The organism is Pseudoduganella sp. GW821-FHT11H04 (assembly GCF_058807935.1).
The window spans coordinates 1-21,294 of the sequence record NZ_JBXARE010000006.1 but is presented as its reverse complement, the minus strand read 5'-3'; the positions used below and the strand labels follow the sequence as shown (position 1 = coordinate 21,294).

Here is a 21,294-nt window from a genome sequence, read left to right as displayed (position 1 = left end):
CTTATGCAGCTTGCTGCAGGGGCGCCGGGTCAAGGCGCTCTTCCAGCAGCGCAAAGATGTCATCCTTCGACAGCACATAGCGCTCCATCAGTTCCTGCTTGATGGACTCCATCACGGCGCGGTAGTCGCGCATGGCGGCCAGCGTGGTGCTGTACAACTCGTCGGCTTTCGCTTCGACCTGCACCAAGGTGTGCTCGTCGCCGGTGTCGCCGCGCAGCTGGCTGTAATCGAGCTTGGAGCGCGAGTACATGGACAGGCGGTTGACCATCATGTTCAGCATCTTGGTGGCCTTTTCGATATCGTTCTGGCTGCCCACGGAAATGCCGCGCGCGCCGTAGAACAATTCTTCCGCCGCCACGCCGCCGTACAGCTGCATTACGTCCTGTTCCATTTCTTCCAGGGTGCGCAGGGACATATCGTCGCCGGCGCTCAGCACATAGCCCAGCGCATTCATCTTCGACACCGCCTCGGTGGAAATCTTCAGCAGGTGCGATTTTTCCTTTACCTCCGCCAGCGGCAGGCCGGCGCGCAGGTATGGATCGATCTGCATGAAGAAGTGGCCCAGCTCGTGCAGGGCGATGCGCTCGCGCTGGCGGGTCTTCTCGGCGGTGGTGGCGCGGTCGGTCAGGCCGATGGTGGCGCGTTCAAAGGCGCGGAACATCAGGTCGGTGTTGATCACGGACTTTTCCTGGATCGAAATCATGGAGGCGCGGTCGACCACGGTTTCCAGCAGCGCAGGGCTGAGGTTGGCAGTGATGTCGGCAACCTGGTCCAGGTCCATATGGTTCCAGTCGACCAGGCCTTCCTGTTTGCGCTTGAGGAAGGAGTCCAGCAGGGCGCGGCGCTCGCCTTTGTTCGGCAGGCGGAAATTGATCTTCACGCTGAAGCGGCGCAGCATTGCTTCATCCATTTCCGACGAGGCATCGTCGAAGTTGGAAGCGACGATCCAGATCACGCCCTGGCCTTGTTCGCTCTTCACGCCGTCCAGCAAGCCCAGCAGGGTATTCGCGGTATCGTCTTCCCACTTCTTCTCGCCGCGGCCGCGCGGCATGAACAGGGCCTGCGCTTCGTCCAGGAAGATGATGCAGTTGCCGCGTGCGCAAGCTTTCTTGTACAGCGCGTTCAGGGCTTTCGAGCCGCCGCCCACGTAGCCGGATTCCAGCGCCGAACCGGAGGCCTGGATCAGCGGATAGCCGAGTTTCTTGGCCAGGTAGCCGGCCAGCTTGGTCTTGCCGGTACCCGCAGGGCCGGTCAGCATGACGTTGAAAGGCTTGTCGATATTGTGCTGCTTGTAGACTTCGCGGTTGCGGATCATGTCTTCCAGGTGCAGCACTTCCTGCTTGATGTCTTCCATGCCGATCAGGTCGTCCATCGAACCTTTCAGCTTATCCGGCGTGATCACGGAGGCGTTCGGGCCCATGCCTGGCACGCCCCACCTCAGCACGAACAGCACCAGGCCGACGACAAAGATGTCGAAAGCGTGGCGTTTCAGGAAAACTTGCACACTTGCCCACTGGCCGCCGTCATCCAGCAGCACGCCCTTGTGGGCGGCCAGGAAGTCTTCCTTGGCGATGGCGTAGGGGATGTTATTGCGCAGCAGGACTTCGCGCTCCAGGCTCTGGTGCGAGGTGCTGGGCACGACCACCACGTGCAGGGTGGCGTCGTTCTTATACTTGTAGATGTAGCGCGGCGAATCGGCCAGCGGACGCGCGATCAGCAGGTAATCCAGTTTGTCGCGCGCGGCCACCAGGGCGGTGATCTCGCCGATATTCTGCGAACGCATGACTGGTGCGCCATCCTGGGCCACTTCGCCGCGCAGCAGGGCGAAAGCAAGGGCGGCCGTGGCCAGCATCACCAGGGTGATGCGCACCAGAGGGTTTTTGAGGGCGAGTTGGAGCTTGTAGAAATTGAACATAGGCCTGGAAAACTCAAAGGTTTCGAGTGGGCCTATGGCCGGCGGCTATTGCCTCGGCTGGCCCCGATTGTCTGAAGTGCTGTACGGCAACACTTCGCATATGGGGACTATAACGGCGTATTCCAGCCTTGTGTCTAGTGCGTCCCAAAAAAACTTTAGTTGCGCAACAGTAATAAATGACAAGTCGTTTGTGGCTTTGCCATGAGTCGTAATTCTATGTCATGGCCCCTGTCTTGGCGGATGTTGCTACTAAGCTGCAACTAAGCCGGAAGAGTGTAACAGACCGTTACGAAAGGCGAAAAACGCTTCGTAGTTGCCGTGTGGAAATAGATAATTGCCCGCACACCACAACCATAAAGAGGCATATATGAAACTGAAATCCTCCATTGCAACCCTTTCCCTGCTTGCTGCCGCCAGCCTGTTGACCGCCTGTGGTGGCGGTGGCGCCAGCTCGCAGCCGACCGCAACCCTCGGCACGGTGGGCGTTTCCCTGACCGATGCCCCGGCCTGCGGCTTCGATGCGGTCAATGTGACCGTGTCCAAAGTGCGTATCAACGCCAGCGCTTCCGCCAGCGAGTCCGATGGCGGCTGGACCGACATCACGCTGTCGCCGGCGCGCAAGATCAACCTGCTTAACCTGAACAACGGCGCCCTGGACGCGCTGGGCACCGCATCTCTGGGCGCCGGCCACTACAGCCAGCTGCGACTGGTGCTCGACGGTGGCGCCAACGCCAATACCGTTGTGAAGTCCGGCACCACCGCCGAGATCGCGATCGATACGCCAAGCGCGGTGCAGAGCGGCATCAAGTTGGTCAACGAATTCGACGTGGCCGCCGGCCAGCGCGTGGACCTGGTGCTCGATTTCGACGCCTGCAAATCCATCGTCAGCAAGGGCAATGGCGGCTACAGCCTGAAGCCGGTGGTGAAAGTTGTGCCGACCACCCTGAACGGCATCAGCGGCTTTGTCGCCACCTCGGCGCTCTCGCATGGCGTGACCGTGTCGGCGCAGCAGAACGGCGTGATCGTCGCTTCCACCGCACCGAACGCGACCTCGGGGGAATTCGGCCTGACCCGCCTGCCAGCCGGCAATTACGATGTAGTGATTACGGCCGATGGCTATGCCGCCAATGTGGTGGGCGCCGTGCCGGTCACCGCCACCGCCATGACTTCGCTCAGCACGTCCGCCGCGCCAATCGCACCGGTGGCAGGCCTGACCAATACCATCAGTGGCAGCGTGACCCAGACCCCGGGCAGCGCTACCGAGCCAGCCCTGGTCAATGCCTCGCAAGCAATCAGCGGCGGCCCGACCGTGACACTGAAGTTCACCCAGACCCCCATCGGTGGCGGCGCTTACACAATGCTGGGTTTGCCTTCCGTGGCGCCGCGCTATGCTGCGTATAGCGCAACCCTGCCGCTGGCGTTCGCTGTTGCAACGGCTGTCCCGGGCGCGGGCCAGTACAAGCTGGATGCGTCTGCAGCGGGCTATGCCACCAAGTCGGTGGCCGCAGTCAACGTCAGCGCCGGCGGCCAGGCTAATGTCAACTTCAGCCTGACGCCTTAAGCGCGGTTCAGGGGATCATTTACGAGCAGGCCACTGCTCGTATTTCTTTTCCAGCCGGATGAACGTGCCGTCCTTGCGCATGCTGTCGAGGGCGGCATTCATGCGTTCAACCATGGCATCGGGCACCGAGGGGTTGCAGGCCAGGTAGACCTTCACATGGTGGAAGGTCAGCACCGGCACGATACGTTCCAGGTCGACGTTCTGTGCCAGCGCGCTGCGGTCATTGTTGCGCATGCCGACCGCCCACAAGTCGATGCGGTCGAGCAGCAGCTTCTTTGGATTGGCGTCGTTGTTGGGCGCGCCGTCGACCTCGAAGCCGCGTGCGCGCAGGAATTCATCGCGCGCATCGCCGTTATAAGTGCCGATGCGCAGCTTGCGGGCATCGTCAAGTGAATGCAGATTGTATTTGCGGTCGGCGCGGCCCATCAGCACCCATTCCGCTTCGTCGGTCGGGCCTACCCATTTGAACTGGAGTTCGCGCTCAGGCGTGCGCGAGGTGGAATACACGCAGGTGTAGGGATCGCGCTGCGCCATGGTGTAGGCGCGCTTCCAGGGCAGCACATCGATTTTGTAGGCAAAGCCGGAGCGTGCCAGCATTTCGCGGATCTTCTCGCCTTCGCGACCCACTACCTGGCCGTCGACCTTCATGCTGGCCGGTGGCGAATGTTCGGCGGTGATCATGAGCGATGGGGCCGCCAGCGCTGGTGCGCCCGCGGCAAGCAACATTGCCAGATACATTACTCCTACCGCCATGCCTACCTCTTTGCTATCGTCGCTTACAGGATAGCAGGGAGGCGGGGGCATCGACAATCAGTGTGTTTGTTCCGTGCGGCGCTTAAAGATGCGGAAACGCTCGCTGCGGTCCGAGGCGCGGCGGCCTTCCCATAGGAGCTGCCACTCTGGACCGGGCTGTTGCTGTTGGGCGCGCACTTTGATGCTATCCTGCAACAGCATTATCTGACAGGCACGATTTTCCACGCCATTGAACGGCAGCTTGCCGAAGAAGGCGAAGGAGGCGCGCTGGGCCGGAGTGGTATTGCTTTGCACGCAATCAATGCCGGCCGGCAGGGCGGCAGCAGCTTGCCGTGCCACGGTCGCGTAGCTCTTGCTGTAATTGACGTTCGGCAGGAAAAGGGTCATCAGCAAAATCCAGATCAGGATCAGGCCGCCGGACGAGAGCACCACGGCGCGCCACAGCACGGCCGGGCGGCGCGACAGGCGCCAGTGCACCAGCACGAACCAGCCTGCGGTGGCGCACACGCCCACCAGCAGGGACAGCCAGCTGATTTCAGGCGTGAAGCCCGGAATCAGCTTGAGCACATTGTGCGCGGGCTTGGCCGGCCAGCCGCTCAGCTGGGCGTAGTAGAAGATCCAGATCACGGCAGCGCACAGGGTCAGCACCATCACGCTGAACCAGTCGATGGCGTTGATGGCGCCGCGCTTCATGGTCAGCAAGCCGAAGGCGGCCATAATGGCCAGCGGCGGCAGCAGCATCAGCATATGGCCTTGTTCGGGCGCCGGGTTGAGCAGCACCAGGATAGTGGCGGCGGTGACGAAGGTGGTGGGCACCACGATGTGCAGCAGGTTGCTCTGGCGGCGCCAGGCCCACACGGCCCAGGCGGCAAACGGCCAGGCCGGCCAGAAGAACCAGACGCCAGTGCGGAAGAAAGTGCGCAAGCCTTCGAAGCCGCCGACCTTGAGCTGGGCGGCGTTCCAGGCCATCCAGGCGCTCAGCGGCTCCTGGCCGTAAGGGCGGGCCAGCAAGGCCGGCACGGCCCAAAGAGCGGTCACGCCGGCGGCCACGACGACGGCAAAGGCCAGGTCGCGCAGGGAGCGGCCGGCGGGCATGGCCAGGAAGCGGGTGCAGGCGAACAGGGCCAGCACCAGGGCTGCCGGGACCACCCAGCCACGCGCCAGCGTCATCAGGCCGAGGGCGAGGCCAGCCAGGGCCGCATTGCGCAGCGATGGCAGTTCCATATAGCGCACGCTGCGGTAGAGCGTGAACGCCAGCAGGGCCGTCTGCAGCGGCTCGGCCGTGGTTTCATGGCTGTGGACCAGGAAGCCAAGGCAGCCGAGGTAGATGAGGACGGCGGCATCGGCCAGGGTGCGGCCGAAATCGTTCGGTTCAGGCTGGCCGCCGAAGGCCAGGCGCAGCGGCTGCGCTTCCGGGCGGCGACCCAGGTTAAAGGTGGTGTACCAGAGGGACATGGCACCCAGCAGGAAGATGCCGAGGGTGGCCACGCGTGCGCCCAGCACGTCGCCGATGGCCCAGCCGGTCAGCTTGATGCCCAGCGCGCCGAGCCAGAAGGCCAGTGGGCCTTCGTCCGTCATCGACAGGCCGGCCACATTCGGCCACAGCCAGTCTTGCCAGACGCCGTGCGCCATGGTCCACATCACGCCGAAGCTGGCGGCGTCATCGTTCTTCCATGGCTCGCGTCCGATCAGGCCCGGCAGGATGTACAGCAAGCCCAGGGCGAAAAACGCCCAGCGGGGCAGGGTGCGGGTGGCGGCGGCGGGAAGACGGACTGGCTTCATCGGTCAGGGCTTATTCTTTGGAAAGCTGGAGTATGACGGGTAAAAAGAAAAAAGGCAGCCGCGGCTGCCTTTTTTTCGCTGCGACGGGGATTAGCCGTTTGCAACTGCGGTCTTGGAACCGACTTTGCCGAACTTCTGGCGGAATTTTTCCACGCGACCGGCGGTGTCGACGATCTTGTGCTGGCCGGTGAAGAATGGGTGCGATTCGGAGGAAACCTCGATCTTCACCAGTGGGTACTCTTTACCTTCGTGGGTCGCGGTGTCGCGGGTCTGGATGGTCGAGCGGGTGATGAACTTGAAGTCGCAGGACACGTCGTGGAACAGGACTTCGCGGTAATCTGGATGGATATCAGCTTTCATGCTTTTCTCTCAATATTGGTAGCCAAACAGCACTTCGTCGGTCCTTACTGCCTCTCGACCCGATTGCTGATCACTTGCCAGGGTTTAAATGAACTCGCGATTATACCTTAAAAACCCCGAAAACCGGTAAACCGGGGTACGACCCGCAGGGTCGGACCCCAGGTGTGTAAAAGCCGGGGGAAGGGTTGTGGGTCTTTGACTTTTTGAAAAGATCAAAGACGCAACCCTCACCCCCGGCCATGAGACCGTACGGGGTACGGCCCTGCGGGCCGTACCCCGGTTTACCGGTTTTGGACGGTTTACCCGCCCCGGCGCATCATCTCAAAGAACTCGCCGTTGTTCTTGGTGGCGCGCATCTTGTCGAGGATGAACTCCATCGCCTCGATCTCGTCCATCGAGTACAGCAGCTTGCGCAGGATCCAGATCTTCTGCAGCTGGTCGGCCTTGATCAGCAGTTCCTCGCGGCGGGTGCCGGACTTGTTCAGGTTGATCGAAGGGTAGACACGCTTCTCGGCCAGGCGGCGCTCCAGGTGCACCTCCATATTGCCGGTACCCTTGAATTCCTCGTAAATCACATCGTCCATACGCGAACCGGTTTCGATCAGCGCGGTGGCAACGATGGTCAGCGAGCCGCCTTCTTCCACATTACGCGCGGCGCCGAAGAAGCGCTTAGGACGCTGCAGCGCGTTGGCATCCACGCCGCCGGTCAGCACCTTGCCCGAAGCCGGGATCACGGTGTTGTAGGCGCGCGCCAGGCGGGTGATCGAGTCCAGCAGGATCACGACGTCTTTCTTCATTTCGACCAGGCGCTTGGCTTTTTCCAGCACCATCTCGGCAACCTGCACGTGGCGGGTGGCTGGTTCGTCGAAGGTCGACGCCACCACTTCGCCGCGCACGGAGCGCTGCATCTCGGTCACTTCCTCTGGACGTTCGTCGATCAGCAGCACGATCAGGGTCACGTCAGGGTGGTTGGTGGTGATGGCGTGCGCGATATGCTGCAGCATCACGGACTTACCGGACTTCGGCGATGCCACCAGCAGGCCGCGCTGGCCTTTGCCAATCGGCGCCACCAGGTCGATGATACGGCCGGTGATGTTCTCGGTGCCGGCCATGTCGCGCTCGAGGCGCAGCGGCACGGTCGGGTGCAGCGGGGTCAGGTTCTCAAACAGGATGCGGTGCTTGGACGCTTCCGGCGATTCGCCGTTGACCTTGTCCACTTTCACCAGGGCGAAGTAACGCTCGCCATCCTTCGGGGTACGCACCTCGCCCTCGATCGAATCGCCGGTGTGCAGGTTGAAGCGGCGGATCTGGGACGGGGAAATGTAAATATCGTCGGTCGACGCCATGTAGGAAGCGTCTGGCGAGCGCAGGAAGCCAAAGCCGTCAGGCAGTACTTCCAGGGCGCCGTCGCCGAAAATCTGTTCGCCGGCCTTGGCGCGTTTTTTCAGGATCGCGAACATCAGTTCCTGCTTGCGCAGGCGGGCCGCATTGTCGATATCTAGGCTGATTGCCATTTCCAGCAAAGCTGAAACGTGCATAGCCTTAAGTTCAGAAAGGTGCATAGCTGTTTGAGTGTCCCGTGACGGGAAAGTAAGGGTAGGGGAGGGAACTACGTGGGTCTATTTATTTAAGGGGAAAGGTTTTTGGGCACTTTCCCCGCCATTCAGGCGGGCTGCGGGCGCAGCACCGCCTATCTTACATCAAATATTGCTGTCGATGAAAGAGGTCAGTTGACCTTTTGCCATCGCGCCGACTTTTTGTGCGGCTGGCACGCCATTTTTGAACAGGATCAGGGTCGGGATGCCACGGATGCCGAACTTGCCTGGCACGGCCTGGTTGCTGTCCACGTCCAGCTTGGCGATGGTCAGCTTGCCATCGTATTCCTTGGCCACTTCTTCCAGGATCGGGGCGATGCTCTTGCAAGGACCGCACCATTCGGCCCAGAAGTCCACCAGCACTGGGCGGTCGGACTTCAGCACGTCGGTGTCGAAGGATGCGTCGGTAATGTGTTTGATCAAGTCGCTCATGGTTTTCCTTAGTTGTTAGTTCGCCCGGGAATATCCCTTGCCGTTATCGCCCATCTGGCGACGAACTGCACTAATTCAATACTGGGAAGTCAACAGGGAATCAGGGCGGGAATGGCCCAAATAATAACCGATTTTTTCAGCCCGTGTACTCATGGCGCTGCACGGCGGGCGGCGGCTTGCGCCAGCAGTTCGCCCAGGGCGGACGGGGTGGCGGGTTTGGCCAGGGTGCCGAGCAGGGACAGGCCGTGGGCGCGGGCCAGGGTGTCGGCGGCCTGGCGGATGCCGGCGTCCATGCCCGAGAGCAGGGCGACAGCGCCGCCAAAACTGCTGTCGGCGGCTTTGCGCAGGAATTCGATGCCGTCCATGTCCGGCATCGAGAGGTCGCACACCAGCAGGTCGGGGCGGAATTGCGGCAGCGCCAGCAGGGCCTGGCGGGCGTCGCTTTCGCTGCGCACATTGAGCTGGCCGAGGTCTTCCAGCATGTCGGTAAGCATGCTCAGCATGAAGGGGTCGTCGTCGACCAGCAGGATGCGCAGCGGGGTGGCGGGAGTGTCAGTCATCGTCGGCGAAAGTAGTATTGGTCATGATGTGCTCGCTCACGGCGCTGAGCAGCGGCCATAGCCGGTCGAGCAGGCTGCGGGCGGCGGCGGCGCCGGTGTTGGCGTCGGCATCGGGCGCCAGCTGTTCCATTTGCAGGCAAAGCTCGGCCATGCCGAGGGCGCCCACGGCACGGGCGCTGCTCTTGATGCGGTGGCCCAGTTCGCGCAGCTTCTGCAGTTCGCCGGCGGCCAGGGCGGCTTCCATTTCATTGAAGCCCGCTTCCGTCGTTTGCAGGAATTTGAAGGCGAATTTGCGGATCTTGTGCGGGTGGTAGCCCAGGAGCTGGGCCAGCACCGACAGGTCGATGATGGCCGGGTCGCCGGCCAGGGTGGGGCGGAAGGCGGCGCGGCCGGCGGGGCGCGGGCGGGCGTTGTCATCGTTGGCGGCGCCGGCTTCGCGCTCGGGCAGCCAGCTGGCGATTTTCTGGTACATCAGGGCCGGCTGGATAGGCTTGGCGATGAAGTCGTCCATGCCGGCTTGCAGGCAGCGCTCGCGGTCGTCCTTGGTGGCGGTGGCGGTCATGGCCAGCACGCGGGTGGCGGCCAGGGCGGGGTCGGCGCGGATGCGGCGCGTCGCTTCCAGGCCATCCATCAGCGGCATTTGCACGTCCATCAGCACGCAGTCGAAGTCGGCCTGGTGCAGGAGGTCGAGCGCTTCGGCGCCGTTATTGGCCAGGCACACCGAGGAGCCCGCTTCTTCCAGCATTTCCAGCGCGATCTGCTGGTTGAAGGTGTTGTCCTCGACTAATAAGATGCGCGCGTCCTTCAGGGCCGACATGGCGGCGCTGCTGCGCGCGCTGTCCAGCAGGGCGGCCGCAGCGGCGTTGACTTCATTGATCACGTCCGGCAGGCCGCGCGGCGAGACGCCCAGGCGCGCCGTGAACCAGAAGGTGGAGCCGGCGCCGGGCGCGCTCTCGACGCCGACTTCGCCGCCCATCAGCTGGGCCAGTTGTTTGCAGATGGCCAGGCCCAGGCCGGTGCCGCCGTATTCGCGCGTGATGGTGGTGTCGGCTTGCTGGAAGGCCTGGAACAGTTTGCCTTGCTCGGCCTCGGACAGGCCGATGCCGTTGTCGCGCACTTCAAAGCGCAGCAGGCAGGCTTCCTCGTCGGCCAGCAGCTGCTGCACGCTGACCTCGATGCTGCCCTGTTCGGAGAACTTGATCGCGTTGTTGACGTAGTTGATCAGGACCTGGCCCAGGCGCAGCGGGTCGCCGCGCAGCACCTGCGGCAGCGCAGGATCGAGCTCGAAAGTCAGGCGCAGGCCGCGGCTGGCCGCCTTTGGCGCGACCACCGTGGTCAGGGTCTGGATCACGTGGTCGAGCGAGAAGTCGACGTCTTCGATTTCCAGCTTGCCCGCTTCGATCTTCGAGATGTCGAGGATGTCGTCGATGATGCGCAACAGGTGTTCGCCGGCGAAGCGGATCTTTTCCAGGTAATCGCGCTGGCGCGGCTCCAGCTCGGTCTTCAGCGCCAGGTAAGCCATGCCGATCACGCCATTCATCGGCGTGCGGATTTCGTGGCTCATCTTGGCGAGGAACTGGCCTTTGGCGGCGCTGGCCTCCTCCGCTTGCTGGCGCGCTTCGTCCAGCTGGGCGGTGCGCTGCGCCACGCGTTCTTCCAGGTGTTCATTGAGTTCGCGCAGGGCCCGTTCATTGGCCTTGCTGTCGGAAATATCGATCGCCATGCCGATCAGGTAGGCCGGCGCGCCGTGCGCGTCATACACCGGCTTCTTGAAGGTGCGCAGCTGGCGCGACCGGCCCAGGGCCGGGTTCCAGATGGTTTCCTCGAAGTCGATCAGGCTGCGGCCGGCGAACGCTTCCAGGTCGCGCTGGCGGAAGGCGGCCGCTTCTTCCGGGGCGTGGAAGGCGGTGTAGTCGCCATTGTTCAATTCATCGAAGCTGTAGCCGAACTGCTGTTCGCAGGCGCGGTTCATCAGGAGCATGCGGCTGTCCTTGTCCTTGATGAACAGGCCGATCGGCATCATCTGTATGATTTCCTGCAAGCGCTGCTCGCCCTGGCGCAGCGCGTCTTCGCTGCGCTTGCGGTAGGTGATGTCGGTCAGGCTGGCCACCAGCATGCTGCCGGGGCCGCGCTCTTCGCGCAGCGGTTCGACGTTGACCGACAGCCAGCAGGTTTCGCCGCCCGCGCCGGCCACGCCCATCACCACGTCGCGCACCGGCTGGCCGGAAACCAGGGCCTGCGCCACCGGGTGTTCTGGCGCGCTGAAACGGCGCCCATCCTCGTGCACGCCGTCCCACTGCCCGGCGCCGCGGGCGGCGGCGCGCCCCAGCATGCGGCTGGCGGCGGCATTGCATTCGATGATATTGCCGGCGGCGTCGAACACCAGCAGGCCATTGGTGACGGCGTTGAACACCGAGGCCAGGCGCTGGTTGGAGTGGCGCAGCGCCAGTTCGGCCAGGCGCCGGTCGGTGATGTCGGTCACCATGGTCAGGGTGCCGGCATAGCTGCCGTTATCGGCGTTGACCGTGCTGGTCGACAGCAGCGCCCACAGTGAAGAGCCGTCCTGGCGGTAGAAGCGGCCTTCGGCCGGTTCGCTGGCGGCTGCGGCGCCGGGCTGCCGGCGCAGGCGCATGGCGGCGCAGTCGGGGTCCATGAAGTCCGCCATCGGACGCCCCATCATGTGCTCCACCTGGTAGCCCAGCATGCGCGCCATGGTGGGGTTGACGAAGCTGGTCTGCTCGTTGGCGTCGCACATCCAGATGCCTTCGGCCGCCGTTTGCACGATCAGGCGATAGCGTTCGGACGAGGCTTGCAGCGCTTCTTCGGCGCGCTGGCGCTGGGTCATATCGCGCAGCGACACCAGCACCAGGGCCTGGCCGCCCAGCTGCAGCGGCGCCAGCTGCACCATGGCGGGGAAGTATGCGCCGTCGCTGCGGCGCGCGGTCAGCACGCGGCCCGGCATTTTGGGGCGGGCGAACAATTCACGCGGGCGGCCCGGCGTGTCGCGCATGGCGTCCGGGATCAATTGCTCCATCGAGGTGCCGGCCAGCTTGCCCGCTTCAGCGCTGAAGACCGCTTCGGCCGCGGCATTGGCCTGGCGCACGCGCCCGCCGCGTTCGGCCAGCAGCAGGGCGCCGGGCAAGGCGTCCAGCATGGCGGCCATGCGTCCCAGTTCGGCCGCACTGCGGTCGGAGATATCGCCCAGGGTGCCGGACATGCGCAGCGGCCGGCCGGCGGCATCGCGCGCCAGCACCATGCCGCGCGCGAGCACCCAGCGCCAATTGCCGTCGCGGCAGGCCATGCGGAATTCCATGGTGAACGGGGTGCGGCCGACGGCCGGGTCGTCCAGCGCGGCGATTTCGGCGCCGATGCGGCTGCGGTCGTCGGGGTGCACCAGTTCCAGCCACTGCTCCGCGTTGGCGGGGCGCAGCTCACCCGGCGCGTAGCCCAGGATTTCGCAGTAGCGCGCGGACAGGTGCAGGGCGCGTTGCTGCGGCTGCCAATCCCAGGAACCTTCACCGGCGCCTTCCAGCGCGAAGCTTGCCAGGCGCTCGGCGTCGCCCACGCGCAGCTCGGCGCCGCGCAGGGCGCGCGAGACGCGCAGCAGGCGCCACAAGGCAGCGCCGGCCAGCAGGGCGAGGGCGACGCCCAGCGCCAGGTGCCAGGTCGGGGTGGCCGCGTCGTCGTGGTACAGGAAGCTGTCCACCTTGAAGCCCTTGGGCAGCATGACGGCAGCAGCGTATTGGTCGGCCATGGCCTGCCAGCGGTGCGGATTGCTGTAGCCGAATTCAATCAGGTTCTGTTCCAGCAGCGGCAGTATTTGCTGCGCTTCCCACAGCAGCGCTTCGCGTGAACGGCGCTCGGGGTAGCGCGCGCGCAGCAGGTCGACGATTTCCTGCGGGTGGGATATCGCATAGCGCCAGCCGCGCAGGGTGGCGGCGCGCAGGGCGCGGGCGCGCGCCGGATGGTCGCGCAGTTCGGCTTCGGTGGTGTACAGCACGTCGCCGTAGAAGTCGATGCCGGCGCTGCGCGGCAGCAGCAATTCATAGCGCAGGTTGGCGCGCTGCAGCTGGAACACCGCGCCGCTGCTGTACACCGACAGGGCCTCGAGGCGGCCGTTTACCAGGTCGTCCGGGCTGGCGCTGCGCGGCAGCAGGGCCAGTTCCTTCATGGGCACGCGCTGGCGCTGCAGCATCAGGCGCAGTTCAGCGTCGTCCGGCCCGAGCGCTACGCGTGCGCCTGGCCAGGCCGGGCGGGCGCCGTCGCCATCGAGGCGCAGCGCCAGGGCGACCGGAGAATGCTGGAACAGGGAGGCCAGCACCACCACCGGCGCGCCTTGCGCGCGGCGCAGCAGCAGGGCGTTGTCGCCGACGCCATACTGGGCCTCGCCATCGAGCAGGGCTTGCACGGTGTCCTGTCCCGGCGTGGCTTCGCGCAGCGTGACGTCAAGGCCGGCGTCGCGGTAATAGCCTTGCGCCTGGGCCGCGTAAAAACCGGCGAACTGGAACTGGTGCTGCCACTTGAGCTGGATGGTGACGGCGTCGACGGCGCTGGCCAAGGGAACTGCCGCCATCAGGGCCGCAGCCAGGGCCAGCTGACGCAGGCGCAGGCGAGCGCGGGCTGCGCTGGCAGGGCCGGCAGGCGCGCGGGCAGGGGCGGCATTCAGGCGCGGTGACGTCAAGGCATCCCTTTCTGGCCAGCAGCCGCTGGCGGTGCGGTCAACTATAGCATTGCTCAGGCCGGGACGCTCCCGCCAAATTGGTAGCGATGGCCGGGATGCCACATGGTGGCCAGCGAGGCGACGCGGCCGGCCGATTGGGTCTGGCGTTTCAGCACCAGGCAGGGCTGGCGCGCATCCATGGCCAGCATCTCGGCGATCTCGCGCGGCGGCACCAAGGCTTCTATGCTGTAAGTGGCAGCCTGCAAGGGGGCGGCGCGCACCAGGTATTCATTCGGTGTGACCTGGCTGAAATCCTGCACCATATAGTCGGGTGCGCACAGCGGGTTGACCCAGCGGTCTTCCACCTGGATCGGCACGCCGTTTTCAAAGTGGACGATGATCGAATGGTAGAGCTCGTGACCGGCCGGCAGGTCGAAGGCCAGCGCCTGCAAATCGCTGGACTTGGCGCGTTCGAGCAGTTGCAGCGCGCTGCGGTGGGCGTGGCCGCGCGCTCTGACCTCGTCGGCGATGCTCTTGATTTCCAGCAGGGTGGCCTGGTACTTCTGCTGCGCGACATAGGTGCCGGCGCCCTGGCGGCGCGTCAGCACGCCTTCGGCCGTCAGTTCGCGCACGGCGCGGTTGACCGTCATGCGTGAGACGCCGAACTGTTTGACCAGCGCTTGTTCGGAGGGGATCACGTCGCCTTCTTTCCAGGCGCCGGCGCCGATTTGCGCCAGCAGGAAGTCCTTGATGCGTTGAAAGATGGGGGTGTCGTGTTGTTGTAGTTGTTCTTCCAAACCGGGCTCCAGGGCTGCTTGGGTGCTTAGGGTGCGGCGATTGTAGCATCCGGGAATTCAATAGCAAGCGGCGGAGTGCCGTCGGCCGACGGGCTGCCTAGCATGGTGGCATACTACCGACTGGAGCTAACGATGAACCCGAAGAACCGTTTCCTGACCGACAACGAGCGCTGGGCCGCCGTGCAGGCGCGCGACAGCGCGGCCGATGGCCAGTTCTATTATTCCGTGCGCAGCACCGGCGTGTTTTGCCGCCCTTCCTGCGGCGCGCGCCCGGCCCTGCGCGAGAACGTGGCATTCCACGCCAGCATTGCCGCTGCCGAGGCGGCCGGCTTCCGCCCCTGCAAGCGCTGCAAGCCGGAGCAGTCGCCGCTGGCCGAGCGCCACGCGGCCATGGTGGCCCAGGTGTGCCGCCTGATCGATGCTGCCGAAACGGCGCCCGACCTCGAGGCGCTGGCGCAGGCCGGCGGCATGAGCCGCTTCCACTTCCACCGCGTGTTCAAAGCCCACACCGGCCTGACGCCGAAAGCCTATGCGGCGGCGGCGCGTGCGCGGCGCATGCAGCAGGGGCTGGCCGAGGAGGCTTCCGTCACCGATGCGATTTATGCGGCGGGCTTCAATTCCAGCGGGCGCTTTTATGCCGCCACGCCGGGCGCACTGGGCATGACGCCGTCGGCGTGGCGCGCGGGCGGGCGCGGGGCGGTGATCCGCTTTGCCATCGCCCAGTGCTCGCTGGGAGCGATCCTGGTGGCCAGTACCGAGCGCGGTATCTGCTGCATCTTGCTGGGCGACGACCCGCAGGCGCTGGCGCATGATTTGCAGGACCGCTTCCCGCAGGCGGAGCTGCGCGGCGCGGAGGGCGCGTATGAACAGGTGGTGGCGCGTGTGATCGCCTTTGTCGAAGCGCCGCAGATTGGCCTCGATCTGCCGCTTGATGTGCGCGGCACGGCCTTCCAGCAGCGCGTCTGGCAAGCCTTGCGCGAGATTCCGGCGGGCGAGACGGTCAGCTATGCTGAACTGGCGCAGCGGGTCGGGGCGCCCAAAGGGGCGCGTGCGGTGGCGGGCGCTTGTGCTGCCAATGCGATTGCGGTGGCGATTCCCTGCCATCGCGTGGTGCGCAACGATGGTTCGATTTCCGGCTACCGCTGGGGCGTTGAGCGCAAGGCGGCCTTGCTTGAACGCGAGGCTGAAGCGAGGGCGGACGAGGCGGCGGCATGACGGGCGATTTGTTTGCGCCGCCGCTGGTTGCGGCGGAAGCTTCGCCGCGCCTGGCTGCTTTCAATTGGCGGCAAATCGCTGCCGATCTCGATGAATATGGCTGTGCACTGGTGCGCGGCGTGCTGTCGCCGGAGGAGTGCATGCAGCTGGCGGCGGGGTATTCGCAGTTGGAGCTGTATCGCAGCCGGGTCATCATGCAGCGCTACGGCTTCGGCAAGGGGGAGTACCAATACTTCCGCTATCCATTGCCGGACTTGGTGGCGGAACTGCGCGGCGCGCTGTATCCGCACCTGGCGCCGATTGCCAACCGTTGGTACGCGGCCATGGGGCTGGAGCCGCGCTTTCCTTCAGTGCATGCGGAATTCATCGCGCGCTGCCATGCCGCCGGCCAGACCCGGCCAACGCCGCTGCTGCTGCAGTACGGGGTGGGGGACTTCAATTGCTTGCACCAGGATCTATATGGCGAGCATGTGTTTCCGCTGCAGGCGGCTTTCCTGCTGTCGCAGCCGGGCCAGGATTTTGAGGGCGGCGAGTTCGTTTTGACGGAGCAGCGCCCGCGCATGCAGTCGCGCGTGGAAGTGGTGCCTTTGCGGCAGGGCGATTGCGTGATCTTCCCGGTGTTTCATCGCCCTGTTCCAGGGGCGCGGGGCACTTACCGCGTGAATATGCGGCACGGCGTCAGCCGCCTGCGCGGCGGCCATCGCCATACCCTAGGCATCATCTTCCACGATGCCGATTGAGGACTCGCGAAAGGTGACCTTGTTTAGGGGGCCAAAACAAATTGTCTGAAACCTTGTCTGAATCTGCCTGAAACCGTTCTGAAATTGTCTGAACTTAGGTTTTCCTCCCATGTCTAAGGACTATTCGTTCAAGGGAGGAAAATCATGAGCCGCAAACTTGTGTCAGTGCAAATTTCGAGTGCACTATTTCTCGAGTTAGCAAACTATCTGCAAGAATTTGGGGACGAGCGCGACCTGCTCGAGATCGTCGAAGGCGCGCTCGCTGCGTGGCTTGCGGCCGCGCGCGGCGAGACCAGCACCGGCGATAAGCCACTCCCCGGCTATCAATGGAAGCGGCTGTTCCTGCCCGAGGGAACGGAATTGAAAATGCTCTACCGGGGATGCCATGCGTTTGCGAAGGTCGTCGGTGATGCCGTGATCTACGATGGCAGGCCCATGACGCCGAACCAATTCGCCGCCGAGGTCGCGGGTACGGCTCGCAATGCATGGCGCGACCTCTGGTTGCGCCTTCCCGGCCAGCGCTACTGGAAGAACGCCGCCTTCATTCGCCAGGAACAACTGCGCAGCCCACGTGCGGAACCTGTTCCGGCATTTCGCCCGTATGAGCCCGCAACGGCGCCCGCTGTCATGGCGCAAAGCCTGCGAAACGCGCTGGCATTGATTGAAAAGGCTGCCACCCGACGCCAAGGCAAGTTAGAGCGGCGCACGGACATCCTTCCTGATGATTAGCTGTTTCAGACAATTTCAGGACGGTTTCAGGCAGTTTCAGACAAAGTTTCAGACACTTTGTTTTGGTCCCCTAAACGAGAACACCTCGCACGTGTTCTCGCCGCCGCCCTGAACGAACAGCTTAAGCGCCAGTCTTTTCGCGCACGCGCAGCTTAGCCTTGAACTCTTCCACGTCTTTGGAGCCGATGAAAATATCCTGCTCAAGCGGGCCAACCACCGTATAGTCGTCGACCTGCTTTCCGCCGTGGGTAACCAGGGCGCGCAATTGCACCTGGCCCTCGTGCGGCGTGACGACCAGGCGAGTACGCCACTCATCGGCCCCCTGGCCCATCGCGATCTCGGCCGGCTCGCCCGCTTTCATCAAAACGGTCGGATTGCTACCCAGCATGCTCAGCGTCACCAAGTAATGCTTATCCGCCGTAGTGCCGGCTTGCGCCGCCCAGGTAGCGAGGCTGCAGGCGGCCAGCAACATACCGGCGGCAAAACGGCCGGCCAGACGCTGGGCCGGGGTGATGGTCGACTTCAAGTTCACGATTCTCTCCTTCAGTGGATGGGCGGCCTGCCATTGGCAAGCCAGGGGAATGCCTTGCGCCGACAGCTGCGTCTTAAGCAGGGCGCGGGCATAAGTGGACGCCTGGCCGTGGCGGCGCAGGACGGTTTCGTCGCACGCCAGTTCCTGGTCAAGGCGGAAGCGTGCGGCAGCAAGATGGATCAGCGGATTGCACCAGGCCAGGCATTGCAGCAGCGCACAAGCCGCGTTAGCCCACAAGTCGCCGCGTTCAGCGTGGATGCGTTCATGGGCCAGCACCAGCCGCCGCTCCGCATGGACATAGTCCTGGCGGAAGCGGGCAGGCAGGACCAGCCGCGGACGCCACACGCCAAGCAGCACCGGCCCGCAGCCTGCCATCCCGCTGCGCAGCACACGCGCCGACGCAGGACCGCGCCGCAAGCCGCGCTGGTAGCACCACTGCTGCCAGGCAAAGCGGGCTGCCAATACAAGCGCGCCGGCCAGCCAGGCCTTGACCAGCCAGGTGTGCCACGGCCAGACGACAGCATTGGCGCGGGCCTGCACCGCCTGTAGTGCGGCCGGTGCGGCCGGCACGCCGATCGCCCAATGCACGGTAGCGTCGCTGTGCGGCAGCAGCGCTGCCAGCATGCTGGCCGGAACGATGGCCCAGGCAGCATAAGCCGCCCCGGCGCCGCACACGGCGCGCAGCGGACGGCGCAACAGCAGCATCATCGCGCTGGCGAACAGGCTGGCCAGCAAGGCGCGCCACAGCAATTCATTTGCCATCGTCCAGCTCCCCGATCAGGCGTTTCAGCTCGGCGATGTCGGATTTACTGAGCTTGCGATGGCGGCTGAAGTGGGCCACCAGCGGCGCCACCTTGCCGTCGAACAGACGGTCGAGGAAACCCTTGCTCTCGGCGGCCAGCCATTGCTCGCGCTTGAGTAGCGGCGCATACAGGTAGCGTCGCCCATCCTTCTCGGCGCTGATGGCGCCCTTGTTCAGCAAGCGGTTCAGCAGGGTTTTGACGGTGGCGTCCTGCCATTGCTGCGCCGCCAACGCCGCGCATATCTCGTCGGCGCCCTGCGGGTGTTGTTGCCACAGCACCTCCATGACGAGTGCCTCGGCTTCACTGATCTGGATGGACATATTCATTTACGCGTGTAATCGATGGCGCATGATTACACTTGTAATCGATCATGTCAAGGCGCTGCTCAGGGCAGTTCGGACGAAGAATGCGGATCGATGGAATAGGGATGGTGCTCGTTGAGGAAGCCAGGTTGCGCCCGCACCCGCTCGATCCACGCGCAAACGTGCGGGAACTCGCGCAGCGGCAGTCCCGCCTCGTCCGCGCGATGGGTGTAGGCGAACAGCGAGATGTCGGCGATGGTGTAGTCCTCGCCCGCGATGAACGGTCGCATCGCCAGTTCGCGCTCCAGGATCTGCAGCGCCCGCAGCCCGCCCCCGCGCCGCATCGCTACCAGCGCCGCCGGCCGGCGCGCCAGCTTACCCGTCATGGTCCAGTGCCGCAGCGAAGCGATGCTCAGCACGTAGTCCTGCTCGAACGACATCCACTGCTGCACCTTGGCCGCCGCGTATGCGTCGTCCGGGTAATAAGGGGTGCCCGTTGCGAGGTAGGTGAGGATGGCGTTGGACTCCGCCAGCACCCGTCCATCCTCCAGCTGCAGCGCCGGCACCGCGCCGGACGGGTTCACCGCGAGGTATTCGGCGCGCTGGCCCTCACGCTCGAAGATGCTCACCAGCTCCGTGCGATAGGGCAGGCCAAGGTGGGACAGCAGCAGGCGGACTTTGTAGGCGTTCTGCGAAGGCAGGTAATCGAAAAGCGTCAACATATTCAAGGCTCCATTGTGCAAAGCGACATTGGACCAGCGCACGAAGCACGCTACACTCTGGATCTTGCTTTCAAATTCGAAAGGACCGAATCCATGCACTTCCGCCGCACCCTGCTGGCCGCCGCCGCGCTGGCCCTTTCCGCCACTGCCACCGCCGGCACCATGATCGACAACGCCAACGGCTACACTCTTAACGCCAAAGGCCAGCTGGTGCAGTTCAAGGCGCTAGCCTTCGACGACAAGGGCAAGCTGGTCGCAGTCGGCAGCGCAAAGGAAGTCGCCGCCAAAGCCAAGGGCTTTAAGCGCATCGACGTGCAGGGCAAGACCGTGCTGCCTGGCCTGATCGACGCCCACGGCCACGTTTTCGGACTGGGTGAAGTAGCCACCAGCGCCGACTTGTACAGCCCGACTTCGCTGGCGGCGGCGCAAGCATCGGTCGCCAAATTCGCGCAAGCCAACTCGCAACGCAAATGGGTGATCGGCAAGGGCTGGAACCAGGAAATCTGGAAGCTGGGCCGCTTCCCGACGGCCGCCGAACTTGATGCGGTGGTGAGCGACCGCCCTGCCGCCATGGAGCGCATCGACGGCCACGCCATGTGGGTCAACACCAAGGCGCTGGAAGCAGCCGGCATCACGCGCGACACCAAGGATCCCGAAGGCGGCAAGATCGAACGCGATGCCAACGGCAACGCCACCGGCATCCTGGTCGACACCGCGATGGAGCATGTCTACAAGATCCTGCCCAAGCCGACCGAGAGCGAAGCGCGCGCCATGCTTGACGGCGCCCTGGGCATGCTTTCCAGCGTCGGCCTTACCAGCGTGCACGACGCCGGCATCGACGCGGGCTCCGACCGCCTGTTCCGCGACTACGCCGACCACGGCAAGCTCACCACCCGCGTCTACGCCATGATCGGCGACGTCGGCCCCGACTTCGAAAAGCTGTCGAAGAACGGCCCGCTGAAATCCTACGCCGACGGCCACTACGCGCTGGCCGCCGTCAAGCTGTATTCCGACGGCGCCCTGGGCAGCCGCGGCGCCGCGCTGATCGAACCATACAGCGACGCGCCGCACACCCGCGGCCTGCTGTTCAACACCGACCTCGCCATCCACGACAAGATGGAAAAGGCCATGAAGGCCGGCTACCAGGTTAATGTGCACGCCATTGGCGATGCCGGCAACAAGCAAATCCTGGACAGCTTCGAACAACTGGGCAAGCAGTACCCGCTGGCCGCCAAGCGCCACCGCATCGAGCACGCGCAGGTCGTCCAGCTGAGCGACATCCCGCGCTTCAAGCAACTGGCCATTGTGCCCTCGATGCAGCCAACCCACGCCACCTCCGACCAGAACATGGCCGAACAGCGCGTCGGCCCGCAGCGCATCAAAGGCGCCTACGCCTGGCACACCTTCCTCAAGCAGGGCAGCCGCATCGCCTGCGGCTCCGACTTCCCGATCGAGTCGCCAAATCCACTGCAAGGCATCCACGCCGCAGTCACGCGCCAGGACATGCAGGACGTACCGACCGGCGGCTGGTACAAAGACCAGGCCATGACGCTGACCGAAGCGTTCCGCTGCTTCACCCTGGACGCCGCCTGGGCCGCGCACCAGGAGCAATCCGTCGGCTCGCTGGAAAAAGGCAAATGGGCCGACTTCATCCTCACCGACAAAGACCTGTTCAAAGTCCCCGCTGAACAAATCGGCAAAATTAACGTTTTAGAAACCTGGGTCGGCGGCAAGCAAGTCTTCCGTAAATAGCGGGATAAAAGTCGGGGTCAGGTCGAGCAAACGGACACGGGCTCTGCCGCAAGCGGCAGAGCCCGTGTCCTTTCTCTTCTACAC

At 64.3% G+C, this 21,294-nt stretch carries 17 protein-coding genes; 5 read left to right on the top strand and 12 right to left on the bottom strand.

The window, feature by feature from the left end; genetic code table 11:
- Window position 1: 1 nt before the first annotated feature.
- Window positions 2-1,915 carry an AAA family ATPase gene (locus AC1RTP_RS14820; protein WP_498608389.1) on the bottom strand — a complete coding sequence of 638 codons (1,914 nt, stop codon included), beginning with the start codon at window positions 1,913-1,915 and terminating at the stop codon, window positions 2-4.
- Between the two features lie 373 nt (window positions 1,916-2,288).
- On the opposite strand from AC1RTP_RS14820, the gene AC1RTP_RS14815 reads away from it, so the two are divergent.
- The gene (locus AC1RTP_RS14815) at window positions 2,289-3,476 is read left to right on the top strand and encodes a DUF4382 domain-containing protein (RefSeq protein WP_498608709.1); all 1,188 of its coding nucleotides are present in this window, start codon (window positions 2,289-2,291) and stop codon (window positions 3,474-3,476) included.
- Between the two features lie 15 nt (window positions 3,477-3,491).
- Here the strand turns inward: AC1RTP_RS14815 and AC1RTP_RS14810 are convergent, their stop codons facing one another.
- From AC1RTP_RS14810 to hutC, 8 genes are all read right to left on the bottom strand, one after another.
- The gene (locus tag AC1RTP_RS14810; protein ID WP_498608388.1) at window positions 3,492-4,229 is read right to left on the bottom strand and encodes a substrate-binding periplasmic protein; all 738 of its coding nucleotides are present in this window, start codon (window positions 4,227-4,229) and stop codon (window positions 3,492-3,494) included.
- Between the two features lie 57 nt (window positions 4,230-4,286).
- The gene (locus AC1RTP_RS14805; RefSeq protein ID WP_498608387.1) at window positions 4,287-6,011 is read right to left on the bottom strand and encodes an ArnT family glycosyltransferase; all 1,725 of its coding nucleotides are present in this window, start codon (window positions 6,009-6,011) and stop codon (window positions 4,287-4,289) included.
- 90 nt (window positions 6,012-6,101) lie between these two features.
- On the bottom strand, window positions 6,102-6,371 hold the full coding sequence (locus tag AC1RTP_RS14800; RefSeq protein ID WP_498608386.1) for a type B 50S ribosomal protein L31: 270 nt from the start codon (window positions 6,369-6,371) through the stop codon (window positions 6,102-6,104).
- A gap of 299 nt (window positions 6,372-6,670) precedes the next feature.
- Window positions 6,671-7,933 carry a transcription termination factor Rho gene (rho, locus tag AC1RTP_RS14795; RefSeq protein ID WP_028101995.1) on the bottom strand — a complete coding sequence of 421 codons (1,263 nt, stop codon included), beginning with the start codon at window positions 7,931-7,933 and terminating at the stop codon, window positions 6,671-6,673.
- 138 nt (window positions 7,934-8,071) lie between these two features.
- Window positions 8,072-8,398, bottom strand: a complete 327-nt coding sequence (gene trxA / locus AC1RTP_RS14790; RefSeq protein WP_055933746.1) for a thioredoxin TrxA — start codon at window positions 8,396-8,398, stop codon at window positions 8,072-8,074.
- Between the two features lie 149 nt (window positions 8,399-8,547).
- Window positions 8,548-8,958, bottom strand: a complete 411-nt coding sequence (locus AC1RTP_RS14785) for a response regulator (RefSeq protein WP_498608385.1) — start codon at window positions 8,956-8,958, stop codon at window positions 8,548-8,550.
- Complete coding sequence (locus tag AC1RTP_RS14780) at window positions 8,951-13,639, bottom strand: PAS domain S-box protein (RefSeq protein ID WP_498608384.1); 4,689 nt, start codon at window positions 13,637-13,639, stop codon at window positions 8,951-8,953. The genes AC1RTP_RS14785 and AC1RTP_RS14780 overlap by 8 nt, the downstream gene beginning before the upstream one ends.
- A gap of 53 nt (window positions 13,640-13,692) precedes the next feature.
- The gene (hutC, locus tag AC1RTP_RS14775) at window positions 13,693-14,415 is read right to left on the bottom strand and encodes a histidine utilization transcriptional repressor HutC (protein ID WP_498608383.1); all 723 of its coding nucleotides are present in this window, start codon (window positions 14,413-14,415) and stop codon (window positions 13,693-13,695) included.
- 132 nt (window positions 14,416-14,547) lie between these two features.
- On the opposite strand from hutC, the gene ada reads away from it, so the two are divergent.
- The 3 genes from ada to AC1RTP_RS14760 all read left to right on the top strand — a co-directional run bounded on the left by ada (window position 14,548) and on the right by AC1RTP_RS14760 (window position 17,099).
- Entirely contained in the window at window positions 14,548-15,630 is a 1,083-nt protein-coding gene (ada, locus tag AC1RTP_RS14770) for a bifunctional DNA-binding transcriptional regulator/O6-methylguanine-DNA methyltransferase Ada (RefSeq protein WP_498608382.1), read from the top strand.
- Complete coding sequence (locus AC1RTP_RS14765; protein WP_498608381.1) at window positions 15,627-16,370, top strand: 2OG-Fe(II) oxygenase; 744 nt, start codon at window positions 15,627-15,629, stop codon at window positions 16,368-16,370. The genes ada and AC1RTP_RS14765 overlap by 4 nt, the downstream gene beginning before the upstream one ends.
- A gap of 144 nt (window positions 16,371-16,514) precedes the next feature.
- The gene (locus AC1RTP_RS14760; protein ID WP_498608380.1) at window positions 16,515-17,099 is read left to right on the top strand and encodes a hypothetical protein; all 585 of its coding nucleotides are present in this window, start codon (window positions 16,515-16,517) and stop codon (window positions 17,097-17,099) included.
- Between the two features lie 121 nt (window positions 17,100-17,220).
- Here AC1RTP_RS14760 and AC1RTP_RS14755 read toward each other — a convergent pair whose 3' ends face one another.
- The 3 genes from AC1RTP_RS14755 to AC1RTP_RS14745 all read right to left on the bottom strand — a co-directional run bounded on the left by AC1RTP_RS14755 (window position 17,221) and on the right by AC1RTP_RS14745 (window position 19,458).
- The gene (locus tag AC1RTP_RS14755; protein WP_498608379.1) at window positions 17,221-18,393 is read right to left on the bottom strand and encodes a M56 family metallopeptidase; all 1,173 of its coding nucleotides are present in this window, start codon (window positions 18,391-18,393) and stop codon (window positions 17,221-17,223) included.
- Entirely contained in the window at window positions 18,383-18,754 is a 372-nt protein-coding gene (locus tag AC1RTP_RS14750) for a BlaI/MecI/CopY family transcriptional regulator (RefSeq protein WP_498608378.1), read from the bottom strand. The genes AC1RTP_RS14755 and AC1RTP_RS14750 overlap by 11 nt, the downstream gene beginning before the upstream one ends.
- Window positions 18,755-18,819: 65 nt before the next feature.
- The gene (locus AC1RTP_RS14745) at window positions 18,820-19,458 is read right to left on the bottom strand and encodes a glutathione S-transferase family protein (RefSeq protein ID WP_498608708.1); all 639 of its coding nucleotides are present in this window, start codon (window positions 19,456-19,458) and stop codon (window positions 18,820-18,822) included.
- A gap of 93 nt (window positions 19,459-19,551) precedes the next feature.
- Between AC1RTP_RS14745 and AC1RTP_RS14740 the strand changes: the two genes are divergently transcribed.
- Window positions 19,552-21,210, top strand: coding sequence for an amidohydrolase (locus tag AC1RTP_RS14740; protein WP_498608377.1), 1,659 nt, complete (start codon window positions 19,552-19,554; stop codon window positions 21,208-21,210).
- The last annotated feature ends 84 nt before the right edge of the window (window positions 21,211-21,294 follow it).